General features: G+C 44.7%; 17 protein-coding genes. 11 read left to right on the top strand and 6 right to left on the bottom strand.

The window, feature by feature from the left end; all coding sequences use genetic code 11:
- The first annotated feature begins 46 nt into the window (after positions 1–46).
- On the top strand, positions 47–715 hold the full coding sequence (locus QUB12_RS03805) for a hypothetical protein (protein ID WP_333305528.1): 669 nt from the start codon (positions 47–49) through the stop codon (positions 713–715).
- 132 nt (positions 716–847) lie between these two features.
- Positions 848–1,621: a class II aldolase/adducin family protein gene (locus QUB12_RS03800; protein ID WP_333305526.1), complete on the top strand. Its 774-nt coding sequence runs from the start codon at positions 848–850 to the stop codon at positions 1,619–1,621.
- 111 nt (positions 1,622–1,732) lie between these two features.
- On the opposite strand, the gene QUB12_RS03795 is transcribed toward QUB12_RS03800, so the two are convergent.
- The 4 genes from QUB12_RS03795 to QUB12_RS03780 form a co-directional block, all read right to left on the bottom strand.
- Positions 1,733–2,647 (bottom strand): Rpn family recombination-promoting nuclease/putative transposase, encoded by a 915-nt coding sequence (locus QUB12_RS03795; protein ID WP_333305524.1) that lies wholly within the window; start codon positions 2,645–2,647, stop codon positions 1,733–1,735.
- Between the two features lie 37 nt (positions 2,648–2,684).
- On the bottom strand, positions 2,685–3,431 hold the full coding sequence (locus tag QUB12_RS03790) for a HEAT repeat domain-containing protein (RefSeq protein WP_333144593.1): 747 nt from the start codon (positions 3,429–3,431) through the stop codon (positions 2,685–2,687).
- A 468-nt stretch (positions 3,432–3,899) separates the two neighbouring features.
- A complete protein-coding gene (locus tag QUB12_RS03785; protein WP_333144595.1) occupies positions 3,900–4,436 on the bottom strand; it encodes a GNAT family N-acetyltransferase in 537 nt (178 codons plus the stop codon).
- Positions 4,437–4,440: 4 nt separating this feature from the next.
- Positions 4,441–4,644: a hypothetical protein gene (locus tag QUB12_RS03780; protein WP_333144596.1), complete on the bottom strand. Its 204-nt coding sequence runs from the start codon at positions 4,642–4,644 to the stop codon at positions 4,441–4,443.
- Positions 4,645–4,778: 134 nt separating this feature from the next.
- On the opposite strand from QUB12_RS03780, the gene QUB12_RS03775 reads away from it, so the two are divergent.
- On the top strand, positions 4,779–6,140 hold the full coding sequence (locus tag QUB12_RS03775; protein ID WP_333300483.1) for a calcium-binding protein: 1,362 nt from the start codon (positions 4,779–4,781) through the stop codon (positions 6,138–6,140).
- 215 nt (positions 6,141–6,355) lie between these two features.
- The gene (locus QUB12_RS03770; protein WP_333305522.1) at positions 6,356–7,714 is read left to right on the top strand and encodes a calcium-binding protein; all 1,359 of its coding nucleotides are present in this window, start codon (positions 6,356–6,358) and stop codon (positions 7,712–7,714) included.
- Between the two features lie 89 nt (positions 7,715–7,803).
- Here the strand turns inward: QUB12_RS03770 and QUB12_RS03765 are convergent, their stop codons facing one another.
- Both QUB12_RS03765 and QUB12_RS03760 read right to left on the bottom strand, forming a co-directional pair.
- Complete coding sequence (locus QUB12_RS03765) at positions 7,804–9,168, bottom strand: MFS transporter (RefSeq protein ID WP_333305520.1); 1,365 nt, start codon at positions 9,166–9,168, stop codon at positions 7,804–7,806.
- 264 nt (positions 9,169–9,432) lie between these two features.
- On the bottom strand, positions 9,433–11,496 hold the full coding sequence (locus tag QUB12_RS03760) for an Eco57I restriction-modification methylase domain-containing protein (protein WP_333305518.1): 2,064 nt from the start codon (positions 11,494–11,496) through the stop codon (positions 9,433–9,435).
- A 108-nt stretch (positions 11,497–11,604) separates the two neighbouring features.
- Between QUB12_RS03760 and QUB12_RS03755 the strand changes: the two genes are divergently transcribed.
- The 7 genes from QUB12_RS03755 to QUB12_RS03725 all read left to right on the top strand — a co-directional run bounded on the left by QUB12_RS03755 (position 11,605) and on the right by QUB12_RS03725 (position 17,321).
- A complete protein-coding gene (locus QUB12_RS03755) occupies positions 11,605–11,847 on the top strand; it encodes a CopG family transcriptional regulator (RefSeq protein ID WP_333305516.1) in 243 nt (80 codons plus the stop codon).
- Positions 11,837–12,118 (top strand): type II toxin-antitoxin system RelE/ParE family toxin, encoded by a 282-nt coding sequence (locus QUB12_RS03750; protein WP_333305514.1) that lies wholly within the window; start codon positions 11,837–11,839, stop codon positions 12,116–12,118. The genes QUB12_RS03755 and QUB12_RS03750 overlap by 11 nt, the downstream gene beginning before the upstream one ends.
- A 340-nt stretch (positions 12,119–12,458) precedes the next feature.
- Positions 12,459–13,826 carry an AAA family ATPase gene (locus QUB12_RS03745; protein WP_333305511.1) on the top strand — a complete coding sequence of 456 codons (1,368 nt, stop codon included), beginning with the start codon at positions 12,459–12,461 and terminating at the stop codon, positions 13,824–13,826.
- The gene (locus QUB12_RS03740; protein ID WP_333144602.1) at positions 13,819–14,604 is read left to right on the top strand and encodes a hypothetical protein; all 786 of its coding nucleotides are present in this window, start codon (positions 13,819–13,821) and stop codon (positions 14,602–14,604) included. The genes QUB12_RS03745 and QUB12_RS03740 overlap by 8 nt, the downstream gene beginning before the upstream one ends.
- A 4-nt stretch (positions 14,605–14,608) precedes the next feature.
- The gene (locus QUB12_RS03735) at positions 14,609–14,758 is read left to right on the top strand and encodes an alpha-E domain-containing protein (protein ID WP_445243466.1); all 150 of its coding nucleotides are present in this window, start codon (positions 14,609–14,611) and stop codon (positions 14,756–14,758) included.
- Positions 14,759–14,841: 83 nt separating this feature from the next.
- Complete coding sequence (locus tag QUB12_RS03730; RefSeq protein ID WP_333305509.1) at positions 14,842–16,458, top strand: family 10 glycosylhydrolase; 1,617 nt, start codon at positions 14,842–14,844, stop codon at positions 16,456–16,458.
- A 278-nt stretch (positions 16,459–16,736) separates the two neighbouring features.
- Positions 16,737–17,321, top strand: a complete 585-nt coding sequence (locus QUB12_RS03725; protein WP_333305507.1) for a Uma2 family endonuclease — start codon at positions 16,737–16,739, stop codon at positions 17,319–17,321.
- Positions 17,322–17,332 lie beyond the last annotated feature (11 nt).

The raw sequence follows: 17,332 nt of genomic DNA, 5'->3' as shown, positions 1-17,332 counted from the left end.
ATGTAAAGCCGTCCTAAAAGGACGGGGTTTCAAACCCAAATTTTTGATGAAAAACTTGAATCTAAAAACCCTAAAGTTCGATCGCAACCTTGAGGGCCATTTTGACTCACCTTTCATCGAAAAAAATGGCTTGCTGGAATTCAACCCCAAATTTATCACTCCCGAATTTTTAACAACCTGGACGTTTGAAACACACCTGTACGACGAACAAGTTGCGATCGACCACTTTGTCATCACATTTCCCAGCCGAACCGAACTCGAAAAATACGCCGAATCTTTTTACCCATTCGACGCCAAAATAGTCGAAGGCCCAGACTTGTTCCCAATTAACTTTTGTGCGGAAAACATTAATGTTCCCTCCGATTTGTGGCTGCATTTAATGACCTTATTGATGCCAGCCGGCGGCTTAGTAGTATTAGATGCGCCCCACGCAGCGGGCGACCAAAAAAACCGCTTCCAGCAAGAAAGAGGATTAGAAGCAGTTCACCACGTCGCGCTTCGAGTCGAAAACGTGCAGAATGCTGCTAAAATATGGCAAAATAAAAACTTTAAACCGCTATCAGAGCGTCCTCTAGACTACGGCTCATTAACCCAGTGGTTTCTGCAAAACCCCGCCGGACAAATTCTCGAATTAATAGAACGTCGCCCCGGCAACAACGCCACCTTTGACTGCAAAAACATCGTAGGTTTGCGTCTCAGCGAAATCGCAGTTTAGTAGGGCAGGCAAGATGGCGGCCCCACAGTTCCCAATTCAAATTTCCCAATTCAAAATTTATCTCGTTCCCAGTCTCTGACTGGGAATGCCGATTCGGAGGCTCTGCCTCGTGTCTTTTCACTAATAAAATATATGGTTGCAATAAAAATCCCCAAAGTCACTTTTCAACCCCCAACATTCAACTCACTTGAAGAAGAACGCCGCCACCGCAAACAGCGTTTAGCCGCCGCATTCCGATTATTTGCCCGCTTCGGATTCAGCGAAGGAATTGCCGGACATATCACCGTCCGCGACCCCGAACACCTCGACCATTTCTGGGTTAATTCTTTTGGAATGCACTTTAGTTTAATTCGAGTCAGCGACCTAATTTTAGTCAACCACAAAGGCGAAGTTGTTGAAGGAAATAAACCCGTAAACGAAGCAGCATTTGCCATTCATTCCCAAGTACACAGCGCCCGCCCCGACGTAATCGCAGCAGCCCACGCTCATTCTCCCTACGGCAAAAGTTGGTCGAGTTTGGGCCGCATGCTTGACCCGCTGACGCAAGATGCTTGTTCGTTTTATGAAGACCAAAGTTTATTTGACGATTACACCGGAGTTGTTTTGGAAATCGAAGAAGCTAAACGCATAGCCAAAACTTTAGGTGAGAAAAAAGCCATTATCTTACAAAATCACGGACTGTTAACAGTAGGTCAAACAGTAGATGAAGCCGCTTGGTGGTTTATTGCAATGGAACGTTCTTGTCAAGCGCAGTTAATGGCCGAAGCTGCGGGAAAACCCATTCTCATCAAGCCAGAATGTGCGCGTTTAACACAGCAGCAAGTAGGGTCTCACCGCATGGGATGGTTTAGCTTTCAACCGCTTTATGACATGATAGTGCGTCGGGAACCTGACTTATTAGATTAGGAACTAGGCGGTTGAAACCGCTACTACACAAACACCGTCCGCCTGCGGCGAATCAAGAATGAAGGGGGTATTAAAGCCGGATTTAGTATCAGAAGTGCAAAATTTATAAATTCATGCTGACACGGATTCCAGCCAAGCTATCAAATCCTGTTGACTGGTAAAATCTAGCAAGATTTCTCCTAAATCCTCTAATTGTTCGAGAGATAACTGCTGGATGCGAGTTTTAATTTCTGGTGGGATTTCGCCAGTGCGCCGCGCGACTTGACGCAAGATTAATGCTGTTTGCCCCTCAATTATGCCTTCTTGGCGACCTTCTTGCATCCCCTTAATAACAGCACCGCGTTGGTCTTCAAAAAACATTTCCCGCTTTTCCAATTCCTCTAATTCCTTAAGGGTTAAATTAGTTCTGCTGGCGATGGAAAAAGCTGTTTGAATTTCGGGAATTGATGTGAACCTTTCAGGAATTTCATCGAATAGGGGAGCATTTTTGATAAAATAAATCCAGCTTTGAATTAGGTTTTCGATTTGTTCTAGTTCTTTGTTAAACTTGGGAAGTTCGACAAACACTAATTCGATTTCTCTGTTATAATACTCGAAGTTTTCTTCTAGTTCTTTAAATACAAAATGGGTGAGAAATTTTTCTGTATTTTCAAATAGAATAAAATCTGTAATTGTTAAAGCAATCAGAGGATTTAATTTAGAGTATCCTTCCCTGGGTCTGAGTTGAGTTGCGTAGGTTTTGGCGGCATTGTACACTACCCGTTTAGTAAAAGCTTCTACATTTATTACCTGCATTTCGATAATCACAGTTTTGTTGCCTGTAATTTTGGCTTTAACATCCAGGTAAGTATCTTTTAATCCAGTAACGCTCGGCGCGGCGTAAGGGTCAATAATTTCTAAGTCTTCAATGGTTGGCTGTGCGTCATAGAGCATAGCATTGAGGAAGCTAATCAAAATGTCTTTGCTCTGGGGCGAACCAAAAATTTTTTTGAAACCAAAATCTGTTTTAGCACTGATGAAAGGCATAATTAATAGTGGGTAATTGGTAATGGGGGCGTTTAAATCACAAAAGTCCTTCCATTTCTAAGTCTTCAATTATCTGCAATCCGCGCGGGTCGCCAACTCGCAAAAGTGAAGATTTAGCATCTTCCCTGACGCCCATATCTTCATCTTCTTCTAAAGCTTCAATCAAACCGTCGATCGCCCCAGCGTACACTATATTATTCGGCAATTCGCGGGCCAGTTGCCCGATCGCCCAAGCGCAGTTGCTCCGCACAGCAGATACAGGATCTCCCCGCAGCGCTTGAATCAACGGTGGAATCGCCGCAATCACCACATAGTAACCAACTTTTGCCATTTGACCCAGAGAACTCGCCGCCCACAAACGCACCGCCGAAATATCTGTTTTTAGAGCATCAATTAAAGATGGCAAAGCGCGGTGATCCCTGCAATTTCCCAAGGCCCAAACTACCCCTTTGCGAACGTAACCGTTCCAGTCGCAGTTAAGTTGAAGAATCAGGGGTTCCACAGCATCGGGGCTCGGATTTCGCCCCAAAGCATAAGCCGCGCTCACCCGCACCAAGGGGCAACCGTCTCTCAATAAATTAATTAAATGCGAAATTGCTCGATCGTCCTGCACTTCGCAAAAAGCCCGCGCCCCAATCATCCGGTGCTGAGGTTCCGGGGATTCCAGCAAAGGCAGCATTTCATCGGGATCTGGCAGCGGGGGTTCGGAGTCATAAATTTGCTCCAAAGGGCTTTCCAGTTCCGTGTCAGTATCAAGGGCGTTGGAGTAGTCGTTATTGTTCATAAAAAAACTTTACCGCACAGAGGATGCTCCTAAGCAAATCAGTCAGTAGTCAGCACTCAGCAGTCAATAATTGTAGGGTGCACGCGCAGTACCTTACTACTGAGATATTGCACCATTGTCAGCAACAGGCTTTTCGGCCTGTTCCACAACAGATAAATTTTCTTGTGGAACAGGCCGAAAAGCCTGTTCATAAAAGGCTAATGGAGAATGGTGCAACATATGACTTACTACAAACAAATTCCTCTGCTGTCACCTAAGTTGGTAGCGAGGACTTCAGTCCTCATAATTGCTGTCACCTAAGTTTGTAGTGAGGACTTCAGTCGTCATAATTTGGATGAATCAGGACTAAAATCCTTACTACAAAGGAATATCTCTGCTGTTACTTAAGTTTGTAGCGAGGACTGAAGCCCCCCTAATTTGGATGAATCAGGACTTTACCCCTGATTCCAAACCAGTAGAATTTATATTTCAAAGGGATTTGAGCATCGAGAGGGAATGAGTTTGATAGCCTAATTTTTGATAGAGATTCACCGCAGGCTGATTGCTCAGAAATACTTGCAAACCAATTTGCCGATCGCCCCTTTCCCGCGCCCAATTTTCAGCATGAATAACTAAAGCTGCACCGACTCCTAAACGGCGATGTTCCGGTGCGACGTACAGCAAAAAAATGTGAGCGTAGCGTTCTCCGGTGGTTTGGTCGATCGCATTTCCCAACCACAAACATCCGACAACCGATTGGAGATTTTGGGCTTGAGATTGGGGATTGAGATACTGCGAGGGAAGCGCCGGCAAAATTTCTGCCTCTTCCTGGCTGTTTTTCTGGCACTCTACCCACCAAACCGGCGTCTGGTTAGAAAAATACTGCTCGACAGTTTGAGCCAAATGTCCCAATTCCCGATCGGGGTAAAGCTCTTGGTAAGTCCGGTGCATAAACTTTACCAGTTTTGCTCGATCGAGTCCCGATCCTGAGCGCAGCCGATAGCCCGGTATTAGTTGAGCAGACATCAGATCAGCGGACACGGAAAGCTGAATAATTTAGCCCCAAGAAAATTGGGTTCACTACTGCCGCTTGCTTTTGGGGGATCGCTTCCTCAATCGGTGCGGGGGCCGCCATGTCACCAGGCAAAAAGATGCGAGCACTGACTGCTACCAGAGCCGCGAAAAATACTAATACCGCTATAAATGGAGCAATGTATTGACGAATGATACCCATAACCGCAAAAACTTTATTCTTGAGTTGATATTATCAAGTGTACCATACAAATCTTGTCAGCTATAATGGTTGATTGGACACTTAGCTCAAGAAGAGAGCGATCGCAAATACCAACAAACACAAAATATAATATTATGGCTGCCTCGCCTGCTGTTTATGAAGCTCTGGCTAAATCAATTGTTTTTTTGAATAAAAAGCCGAGCGAGCAAAATGAAGTTTCGAGTTTCCTGGATACTAATGGCTACTATATCGATCGCATATTCGACGACCAAGAAACCGGGTTTTATGCGATCGGGTTCGGTTCATCCAATCCCGAAAACCCGCCCGCCCTCGTATTAAAAGGTACAGACTTCATCGACGGCGACGCTATCTTTTCCGACTCGCGGGACATTGGTGTACCGGAATTTGAAAAGAACAAAGATAATATCCAAAATTGGCTCACAGAAATCGGTCAAAATACTGGTAAAAACCCCAACAAATTATTGCCCGATGTCATCGGACACAGTTGGGGCGGAGCCGTCGCTCAAATTGTAGCAACCGAATACACATCTCTGACCGGCGATATCTTTACTTTCAACTCTCCGGGAGTATCAGCGAGTACATTCAACACTTTTCGGAGAAATCTCAGTAGGGCAGGCAACAAAAATGTCACTCACTACATTGTCAGCGGAGATGTAGTCAGCTTGTTTGGCGAAGCATTTATTCCGGGTAAAGTATTTATCCAAAGCTTTACAGACCCGAGTATTAATCCCTTAACTGTTTTGGCAAAACATCGAACTGAAAATTTGTTAACTACTCCGCCCGTGGGTTTTTTGCAGAGGCAAATTTCCGTAGAACAATTAAACAGTCCCGAATTTACTTATAACAACGATTCAGATTTTAACGAGTTTATCGCTGCGATGAATTTGGCCTTACCCAATGTGTCAGTAGCCATCAGAAGCAGAGGCGGTGCAGAGAGTGTGAGAACAGCACCAGAATTTTCTTTTGTGCAGTTAATCAGACAAATGCAATACGGTTTAGCTCCCTTACAACCGAATTATTTATCAGGCGACGCTCGCAACAATACTGCTACGGGGGGCCCTGGAGAGGATACAGTTATCGGCAACGGCGGTAACGATACTCTCAGAGGCAATCGAGGTAATGACAGCATCACCGGTGGTGATGGCGACGATTTCTTGTACGGCGGCAGAGATAACGATTATTTGGAGGGTGGCGACGGAAACGATTTGGTTTCCGGCGAGTTTGGCAACGATTTTTTAATTGGTGGTGCGGGGCGCGATCGCTTTGTATTGGAATCCGGCGGCGGAGCCGATGTGATTGTCGATTTTCAAGATAGTGAAGATTTAATTACACTGTCGCGGGGTCTAACTTTTCCTCAAATTAGAGTAACCCAAGGGGGTGACGGAGCTTTAATTACTATCCCGGTTACTGGGGAAATTCTTGCTACTCTCAGAGGCGTAGTTGCCAGCGATCTTACGCGGGTAGATTTTGTATAGCTTGGGGGCGATAAAAAATTGTAGTTTTAGTGGCGCGAAACCGGGGTGGGTTTTGTAGCAAAATTGTTTTTACCCACAAAAAATGTCTGCTAAATCTGCCCCTACAAAGCAACGAAATATGACCAATTAATATGGTTAATAACCGGAGTTTACAGTAAAATTAATTAAGTAGCTTAAACACTAATTCCCAATCTAACGACAGGAAATAAAAAAATATGCCCTCCTCTCCCGCCGCTTACGAAACTATAGCCAAGCAACTTGTTTACATAGATAACAACCCCCAGTCTCAAACTTTAGTTCAAACGGGTTTGACCGCTGCTGGCTACCAAATCGATCGCACCTTTGACGATCCCGGAACTGGATTTCACGCGATCGGCTTAATTTCCACCACCCCAGACAAACCGCCAGTTTTGGTATTTCGCGGCACCGACTCGCCCACAGACGATCTTGCCAACGCAGACAAGCGCGGCGTCGGTTTCAACCAATTTGAAGCCAACAAACAGGCATTAGGAAATTGGCTGACACAAATCGGTCAAGACACAGCAAAAAACCCTCGTCGCTTGCCCCCAGACGTTCTCGGACACAGCTTGGGCGGTGCTTTAACGCAACTAGCCGCCACAGAATTCACATCTGCGATCGGAGATGTTGTCACCTTCAATTCCCCGGGAGTTGCTCAAAGTACAGTCAATTCATTTAAGCAGAAAGCCGGTGCGGGAAAAAATGTAACTCACTACATAGTTAGCGGCGATTTTGTGAGTTTGGGAGGAGAAGCTTTTCTCCCCGGAAAAGTAGTTCTTCAAACATTTACTAACCCGATTATCAACCCACTACTTGTCTTGGACAAGCACGGCCAAAGCGGTTTGTTAACTTCTCCACCTCCCGGCTTGACTCAGGCCGAAATCTCTGTAGACCAGTTGAACCGCCCTGATTTCACTTTTACAGATTCAGATTATTTAGAACTGTTAGCTGGCTTAGACTTTGCATTACCAGAATTTGGAGATGCGCTGCAATCGCGCAGCACAGTAGAGCAATTGAGAACCACTCCCGGAAAAGGCTTTTTTGGAAGTTTTAGGGCAATGCAAACTGCTCTAGATCTATCCCAAATTAATAATTTAGTCGGCGACGATGCCAACAATATAGCATCCGGTTTGGCAGGGGACGATATTATGACGGGCAATGGGGGAAACGACACCCTCATAGGCAATGGAGGTAACGATATTATCAGCGGTGTCGCCGGCAACGACCAGTTATTCGGCGGCAAACGAGATGACAATTTGAACGGGGGAGAAGGAGACGATACGCTCATTGGCGGAGTAGGTGCTGACCTCTTGATTGGCGGCGCTGGACGCGACTTGTTTGTGTTGGGAATTGGGGCTGGTACAGACACACTTATTGACTTTAAACAGGGTGAAGATTTAATCGGTTTGACCAAAGGTTTGAGCTTTAACCAACTGAGAATTACTGAAACGGAGCTTTCAACGGGGATCGAGGTTGTCAGCACAGGTGAAGTTCTTGCCAGTTTCTTCGGCACACTAAATACTCCGCTTACAGCTAGCGATTTTAGGTCGATTTAGTTAGCAATACAGATATGGGGTAGGGACACAACATTGTTGTGTCCTCTATTTTGTGGCGCCACCTAGGAACGTCAACAGATACAATTTAATTAATCGAAATCGTCCAGTCCAGGTCTGGGCATGGATGCCAATTTTTTCTCATCTTCTAAGGGCAGAAAGAAAATCGTCAGCATACCGGGAATCACAGCCAGCGCGCTCATCAAAAAATAATTTTGATAGCCGAGACTCGCCTGCAAGTAGCCGCTAAAAACGCCCGGAATCAGCACTCCTGCTGCCATAAAAGCCGTTGTAATTGCATAGTGAGATGCTTCGTATTCAGGGCGGACAGTCCGCATCAAGAACACTGTATAGGCAGCTACGCCAAGTCCGTAAGTAAATTGCTCGATCGAGTTTACAGCATAAGCCCATTCAATCCCCGGTTGATTGATTGCCAACAGCCAATACAGCACGTTAGTTGAATTTTGCAGAATTGCCGTCGGCCACATCCATTTTTTCAATCCTTGTTTGGCAATCAAATAGCCCCCCAGCAACCCTCCAATTAACAGAAACATTACCCCTAAAGTACCGGATAATAAGCCCATATCCGACGTAGAAACTGCTAATCCTCCTTTCTCAACTTTATCCATTAAAAAGGGAGGAGCCATTTTAAACGTCAAGGCATCGCCCAAGCGAAAAATCAAGACGTAAGCCACAATCCAACCTATTTTATCTTGCTGAAAATAGGTTTTGAATGCTTCGATAAAGCTGGTTGTTCGTTGAGGAGTGTCGGATTCCTGATCGTAATTTCTAGGATAGGGAAGATACCACCGCTGAAAAAGATATATCAGCACAAACATAATCGCACAAATGCCAAAAGCTGTCGCCCATCCGTAGTTAAGCGCAGACACGCTAAAATCCGAACCGAAAAGTGACAGCGGAATGTTTTGATATATTTTGGTGTCACCTGTATTTCCGCTGACTAAATGCTGTTCTGCCAGTTTCCCCGCTAAGAATACCAATAAACCGCTACCGGCAATGACAGCACCTCTATAAGCCGTGTTGCGAACCCCGACAAATAGTGCTTGTTGGTCTTTATTTAGAGTGTTTAAATAAAATCCGTCAATGGCGATGTCGTGAGTAGCTGACACAAAGGCGATCGCGGTAAAGATAACAAGCGATATAATAATCGGTGCCGGCGTTAATACGCCAAAAGCTAGGAAAGCAAACAGAAAAGCACAAATGATTTCGGTTGTTAAAATCCATTTGCGTTTGGTGGAATACAAATCAACAACTGGCCCCCACAAACCTTTTAAAACCCAAGGAAAAGACAAAAGACTTGTCAATCCTATCAATTCGTTGCTGGTTCCCATACCTTTCAAAAAAATCACCGACATTAAATTAACGACGGTGTAAGGGAGACCTTGAGCGAAGTATAATACTGATACCCACAATCCAGCGTTATGCTTTTTTTCCATTGCAGAGATATTTTACCTAGTTACTTATTTGATTTACTGAGTGCGATCGACAATTCCGGTCAATTCAACCCCTGGCATCACAGTATAGCAATCTTAAATCATTCAGATAAATTTGTAGGGGTAGTGCTACCCCTACTCCCCGTGCCTACCCCCTATCTATCGGGGCAACCGGGCGTGGGATTGCCCCTACAATAATTACGCAAATCATTTAGGATTGCTATACTGTGATGCCAGCGGCTGCCATATAAATAGTGCATTTTAGCATCATTCATACTCAAAACTATTTTTATTTTTTGAATTAGCCTGCAAAAGATGTTCTCCGTTAAAATGAACGAGGTAAGCGCGAAGATTCTTGTCCCAATCATAAGTGTCATAAGTTCGCAGCAGTTCCAAAGCACTTTCTTCTATCTGATATGCAGTTTTTGGACTATTCACCGGACGTTCGGGACTGTCAGGATTAACAACAATTAAACCTGCATCTAGAAACTGATGCACCGTTTGGCAGCGCACAGTTTCCCGCGTATTTAGTGCATATTTTTTACTGTACTCTTGCTCCATAAATTCCATAATTGGTGTGATTCCCCGAAGTGGAGATTTTGCCAATTCCCAAGCATCCTTTGGCTTGAGGTCAAGCAAAGCCAGAAGGGTTAAGGCGGAACGTTCGTTAAGCTGACCTTTTGGAAAACCCAGCGCTGCAAGTATTTCTAAAGATTCATCAATACGGTTCTTGATTGTCATCGGACTATTTTCTAACGGATTGGGATCCTTCAGCAGTTGTCTCTCGACAAGTCGATCGAGCTCCCGCTGTGTAGGAAATATTTCTCTTATTTGAGCGCCAAGTAAAAGTAATTGCTCTACATTAGGATACTTCAAATTGCGTAAATCCGTAGCATTAACTTGAGTGTGTCCGTTGAACAGTCGGAAAAACGCATCTACCAAACTCGAATTTAGATAAACGGTCAATCCCCGCGCCAGGGTGAGGTCTAATCCGCGTCCCTGTTGGTGAAAGTAATTCAAATGGTTCTCAAAACCCACGCTAGAACTATTAATTTTATTGGCATCCCAAACAACTGCAACAATTCGCTTTTTCTCTTCCTTTGAGGAGAAGCGCTTGCTCAAAACATAATGTTCGTTAGGTACGAGGAGTGCAGCAGTTTTTTCCGTGACAGCTAAAGCTTGATGCTTTCTCGTGGCTGTGGGATATTCAACACCGCCAGCCGAGAAATGTGCGGGATAAATCAGCGGAACTGTACCGTTTTCAGGTTTTAGCCGCAAGTCAGACCGAACACGAAAATCTACAACTTTTCCGGTAGAAACTGTTAAGCCTAATTCCTCTAGGGTGCAAGTAAATTGAGCCATTTGAGCGACTACTTTCTGGCTGACAGAATCCGGTAAAATCCGAATAAATTGCTCGGAATCTTTGGGATTAATTAGGGCGGTATAGGGCAGTTGGTGAGACAAAACCAGGTCGTCGCCCACGCTGCTGCTTGAGGTAATTAGTACAGTATCTGGCTGTTCTATTTGTTTGGTGGCGCGCACAATAATAGTTTCTTGCAGCACCGCATCATCGCGAAATGGCAACTGTCGGGATTCAAAGATGTGTAGTTGGCGTAAAGCCATCATTTGAAGGAATACTTTGCGGAAATCTCGAAAGTATAAACCGTTACAAAAGCTGCGGGGAGTAATCGACACTAATTCACCGTTTGGTTTGAGCAGGTGAGCAGCAGCAACTGTGAAGCCAGCGTAGAGATTGCTGGTTTCTAGTCCTATAGAACGCAGCAAGGTTCGGGCTTGGGACTTAGCGTCTATCTTGGCATAGGGAGGATTGATAATTGCATGGGTAAATTCCCGTTTTACTGGTTGTGTAAATAGATTGGGCCGCAACATATCGGCGCTGTCTTGAATAAAATCTATTTCGCGAACCTCACAGGTAAAAGATATCCCAAAACGCTGACATTCTATACTGCATAATTCTAAGGTTTGCTTGAGGTATTCTATCAAAATAAGGTCAATTTCATAAGCTGTAACGTGCAGGCTGTGCGGTTTGTTTGGGCGCTGGCAAAGCTCGCAAACAACGGCTGCTAACAGGGAACCAATTCCTGCGCCGGCATCTAAAAGCGATATATCGGGACAGTTAAATTCAAACATTGCCGCCATCAAAGTTGCGACTGAGGAAGGTGTTAAAAATTGTCCTTTTTCTCCTCTCTGGCTTTGCTGCAACTTTCGGGTTGCTTCTTGGCGCCAGCCATCTACTCGATGGAGTAAATTGCTTGCTGTTGAGTAGCTGTTACCCGGAAGGGCTAGCGTTTGAAAGTGCGGTACTATCATTTGTTCAAAAAGTGCGATTTCGAGTTCAGTTTATTTTCGCCCAAAATAGGAATCTATAGGCTATCATAGTACCAGTTTACTCTCTTCCCATAACAGCAAAGGGCAGCCATGAGTCAAGAAAATTTTACATTTCTCCTTGATAGCGAAAAAAAAGAGGCGCTGAAGGCGATCGCTACTGTCACCGATCGCGATTTAACTTATGTTTTGAACGAAGCGATCGCTTCTTACCTAGAAAATTATCAATGGCTGCTCGATGAGATTAACAAAGGCGTTGCCGAGGCCGAAGCTGGAGACTTTGCCAGCGATGATGAAGTCCAAGCAGTTTTTGCCAAATTGACTAATGAAAATTAAGTGGCTGCGACAAGCTTTGCGAAATCTAGAACAGGCTCACGCATATATTGTTAAAGACGATCCAGAGGCAGCAAGGCAATTAATTTTAAGGATTCAGAGTGCTGTAGGTCAACTCGCCGAATTTCCTTTTATGGGTCGAGTTGGTCGCGTAGAATCTACTAGAGAACTTGTCATTTCCAATACCTCTTATCTCATCATCTATCGAGTAAAAGAAGAAAGCGTAGAAATTCTCCGTATCCTTCACAGTTCAAGAAAGTATCCAGAAAATTAGGTGATGCTGTCGATCGCGATTCTGGGCGCAAGCAATTTACTCGATCGAGTAAATTGCTTGCAGTTGAGTAGCTGTTACCCGGAAGGGCTAGCGTTTGAAAGTGCGGTGCTATCATTTGTTCAAAAAGTGCGTGACGCGCAGCTATCCCGTAGGGAATCGCGAGTTCAGCTTATTTTCGCCTAAAATTTCACCGATGTGCGAAAATGTCAAGCGCACTATAAAATATATAACTTATCCAAAAGTATATTGACTGTTCATATAGCTAGATCGGGAGGTAGCTAACGATGACACAAACTCAAAGCAAGCGTTATGATTTTACTTAAGTATCTAGGCCTAAGTTATGACAACTATCAACTGGAATGAAGTTTTAGATAGTATTTCAGAGAATGCAGAAGAGCCAGAAGTCGAAGATAGATTTGTCAAACGCCTTCTAAATGCACTGGGATTCACATCTGATGAGTGGGTACAACAGTTTAAAACAGGGAAGGGTCCTGCTGATTTTGCTGCTCGCAAGAATCACGATGAGGATAAATTTTCAGTTGCTAAGAGTAAGCCATACTTAATCATTGAAGTTAAAGGGAGAGTATCAGGAAAGGTAATCCTTAACTTAGCAGAAGGTACTCCCACGTACAAAAAAGCTAAAGAACAGATAACAGGTTATCTTCTTGCTCCTAAGTGCCAAACATCTCAATGGGGTATTATCACTAACTCAACAGATATCCAGCTCTTCCGCAAACATGGTAAAATCGTATTGCCTGCTACTGACTGCATGAGGATAACCAAAGATAATATCATTGAGATTATTACTAAAATTAAGAACTTGCTGGAAAACCCACCCAAAGCTTTAACAATTTGCATTTATAATGATAAGGGAGGCGTGGGAAAAACTACAACGACAATCAACTTGGCTGCGATTCTTCGACAACAGCCGAAAAAAGTGCTTGTTGTTGACTTCGATCCACAACAAGGAGATTTAACAGATTCATTAGGCTTACAGGAGGGAAAAGTAAAATTATCGGATTGCTTGAGGGATGGAGCATTGAATGTTAAAGACACTATTCAAGCATTTAATCTGAAGAATAAAGCGGGTCAATTAGTTAAGGTGTTTGATGTCATTCCATCGGATACAGGGTTATCGAAGTTTATGGATTATAAGTATGAAGCACAAATTGAAAAAGGTTCAGCAAGGCTGCGAGATTTGCTTGATATTTTTGTTCGTGATTATGATTACATCTTAATTGATGCACCTACGAACTGGACTTTTTTTAGTAAAAGCTGTGTGGTAGCTTCCGATGTAATCCTCATGCCAACAGAACACAATAATTTTTCATCTTTAAAGAATGCTGCTAAAGTGATTAAAGGATTCTTACCTGAAGTTAAGAAGCTTAGGCAGGACGGTGGCCCTATTGCCTTGCCGATATTTTTCAATAAACATAAAGAAACAGAGGCTTCAATCAAAAGAGCAAATGCAGAAATTAAAGCAATTCTTACACTTAAGAAAGGAGAGAGTTATATTCTCGATTCTAATTTGTTACCCTATTATTGGCCTAAATCTACAAAAACGGTGATTGACACAAGTATATTCAATGTTCCAGAATATGAAGTTGTTTCAAGTGCAGCTTTTTCTCGAAAACCAGCGGTTTTTCAACACAAAAAAGCCGCTGAATATTACTTAAAATTAGCGAAGGAGTATTTTTTGTATGAGTAATTCTGAGAACATCGGTAAGTTAATGCACTTGAAGTTATCTAAAATTGAGTCAGCAGAACCCTGCTCTGAGTCAGAGTTTATCATTGCCGGAGCCGCCGAAGCCGTCTTGCAAGCAGGTAATCGCAATTGGATTCCGATTATCGTTAAAGAAACAGGCGACTATCAGTATCAAGTTGTGAGCAATCACTTTGTCTATGCTGTAGCTCAACAAGCCAAATTAGATTTAGTATGGTGTATTGTCATTGACCCAAAACCATCAAATATTGAACAAGCGAAGATTCTAGCGCGAGAAGCAAATCCCACAGTCAATCTGAGTACAGCATCAAAAGATACTATTATAGCTGCACTTGAATACTTAGTTAAAGAGCATAATTGGAACAATGTAAAACCAGTTGAAGCTGCCAATAAAATTTTAGAATCTAACCGGGATCAATGGTCAGATTTTAGCCCTTTGACTAAGCTAAAAAGTTGTAATTTGACTAAGGCGAGATTAGGTTGTATTGCTAAAGTATTTTCTATATCACCGCCACCGCCGCCGCCTCCTCCTCCTCAAGCAGTCAGCGTGAAACGTGCATCAAGAGATGAAATTTTCGATCGTCTCAATTACTTATACACTAATAAAATAGGAGGCTTTGAAACTATCGATCCTGAAAAAACAGCCGATGCTATCTTCACCGCGAATAAAGGCAAGTGGAAAAGCCTAACTCCAATTGCCAAACTTGAACCCGGCCTTGATACAGCCAAAATGAAAATCATTAAAACCCTATTTAGCCTGTAAAACTATGTTAAGTGGTGTAGCGGATTCAATTTACTGGCTCAACCGCTATATTGAAATATCGGAAAATATCGCCCATTTTGCCGAGGTCAATTTTAATCTCATTCTCGACTCTCCCAGCGGTATTACTCAACTATTTACCGATCTGCCCACTTAATTTACCATTGTGCGAAAATGTCAAGCGGACGCTCAAACCAAAAGTCCGTAAAGGACTGTTAAACGCTCTCTCACACATTTCTGATGCCTAAACCCAAAACATTCTTTTTGTCAAGCTTGTTCCTGATTGGCTTAACAATTAGTTTTCTGCTGACTCCTGGTTGGTTATCAAACTGGTTCCCAAACCGCGCTAACGCAACTATGCCCCCACAAACCCAAACCGCCGAATTTCGAGCCTTCTGGGTGGACGCCTTCAACCCCGGCTTCAAAACGCCTCAAGAAGTCACAAAATTGATCGCAGACGCGCAGCGGGCAAATGCCAACGCTATCGTCGCCCAAGTCCGCCGCCGTGGCGATGCTTTTTACACCAGTGCGATCGAACCCCGCACCCTCGATCCCAACGTTCCGGCGGGTTTCGATCCCCTGCAAGATTTGATTGACAAAGCCCACGCCGCAGGCATTGAAGTACACGCTTGGATGGTGACGCTGCCGGTGGTTTCGGGCACCAAACTTCCCGCCGGTCACGTTTGGCAACAACACGGGCCTTCGGCCCCAGGAAACGACAATTGGGCGATGCTGACTTACGGGGGGGAATCACCCGGTTTCCTCGATCCCGGCCATCCAGACGCCCTAGATTATACTGTTTCCGTCTATTTGGACTTGCTGAAGCGCTACGATGTGGACGGCGTACAGTTGGATTACGTGCGCTACGGCGGGCCGACTTGGGGCTACAATCCGACTGCGATCGCCCGTTTCAATCAGCAAACAGGTCGATCGGGCAAACCCGCACCCACAGATCCCGCGTGGATGCAGTGGCGGCGCGAACAGGTGACAAATTTAGTGCGGAAGCTTTATGTAGAAAGCCTTGCGATTAAACCGCGCGTTAAAATTACCGCCGCCACGATCGCCTGGGGAGACGGCCCGCAAAACGATGCAGGGTGGTATCAAACCCAGCCCTACAAAGAAGTATTGCAGGATTGGCGCGCTTGGCTGGAAGAAGGGATCGTAGACATGGCGATGCCGATGACTTACCAGCGCGAGTACAAACGATCGCAAAAACTCGCTTACGACAACTGGATCGAGTACGCCAAAGACCACCAGTACAACCGCCAAATTGCGATCGGCCCCGGCAATTACCTCAACTACATCGAAGACACTCTAGGCCAGATTCGTCGCGCCGAACAGCCTTCTGCGAAAGGAAATCACGTCGCAGGTACGGTGCTGTATTCCTACGCTAGCAGCAACGTGTACACGAATGTGGAACTGCGATCGGGCGGTAGCGGTGATTTGCCCCGCCAGCCTTGGAAATACGTTCCCCAAAGCAACGATTTGTTTTACACTGCGCTGTCGCAGCCGAGTCAATACGTTGACGCTGCCACGGGCAAAACCGTTCAAACTCAGCCTGTGTGGGCGACAACCGCAGCGGTTCCCGATATGCCTTGGAAGTCGCGGCCGACTACAGGTGCGATCGCCGGAAATTTGCAGCGGTGCGCTCAAACTTGCGACGGTGCGAGCTTGACATTGCAGTCGATCGATGCTGCGGGAAAGGTGCGTCAACTGCGCGCGGATGGTAAAGGATGGTTTGGGGCGATCGAGCTTTCTCCGGGAACTTATCAGTTGAAAGTTGACGGTAGTCAAATTCAACAAACAGTTAATGTTGTCGCCGGTGAAGTAACAAAAGTGAATTTCGCCAGTTTGTAGGGTGTCAACTTAGCCCGAAAGACCGGGATGAGTTTAAACCCCTGCTTAGCCCGAAAGACCGCCAGGGAATTAATTCCCTGGCTAATAGCTAAAGTCCTCTCAAGAGGACTGATGAATTGTGCAGTCCTCTTGAGAGGACTTTAGCTTTGAGGCAGGGGTTTCAACCCCTGCCGGACTATCGGTTTTACGTTAAGTTGTCAGTAATGGTTTCTGCCTGGGAACCAATTAAGCTACAATCAAATTATCCAGGCTCAAATTATAAATTTAGCCGAGAAGCTATGCTAATAACAGAAGCTGCTTTCATGCTCCGTAAATGGACAGTTAAAGAGTATCACAAGCTGGGAGAAATCGGAATTTTTAACCCAGAAGAACGACTCGAATTAATTGAAGGAAATATTATAAAAATAAGTGCAAAAGGAACTCTTCACGCTGCCGCCACTAGACGCACTGCGACGCTGCTGCACAATCTTCTGGGAAATCAGGCTGCTGTTTATAATAAAAGCCCGATCGCCCTTGATGACAATTCCGAACCCGAACCGGATATCGCCGTAGTCAGAATCGATCCTTTTGACTGTGCGACTCACCATCCCACTCCCTCAGAGGTATATCTCATTATCGAAGTGGCAGACAGCAGCTTAACTTTCGATCGCGAAATTAAAGCCAAAATTTACGCGCGATCGGGAATTGCCGATTATTGGGTGCTAAATGTGGGCGATCGACAACTGCACGTTTTTCGAGAACCTGCGGAAGATGGGTATCAAAGCGAGGTTATTCTGGGAGAAAGCGCGAGCATTTCACCGCTGGAATTTCCTGCTTTCAATATCGCAATTCTGGCAATGTTGCCCCCTCTGGTATCAAATTGAAAACGGCTGTA

The organism is Microcoleus sp. B7-D4, assembly GCF_036705125.1.
Classification (GTDB): Bacteria; Cyanobacteriota; Cyanobacteriia; order Cyanobacteriales; family Microcoleaceae; genus Microcoleus.
The sequence above is the reverse complement of the archived record's forward strand: the minus strand, read 5'-3'. Positions and strand labels throughout refer to the sequence as shown.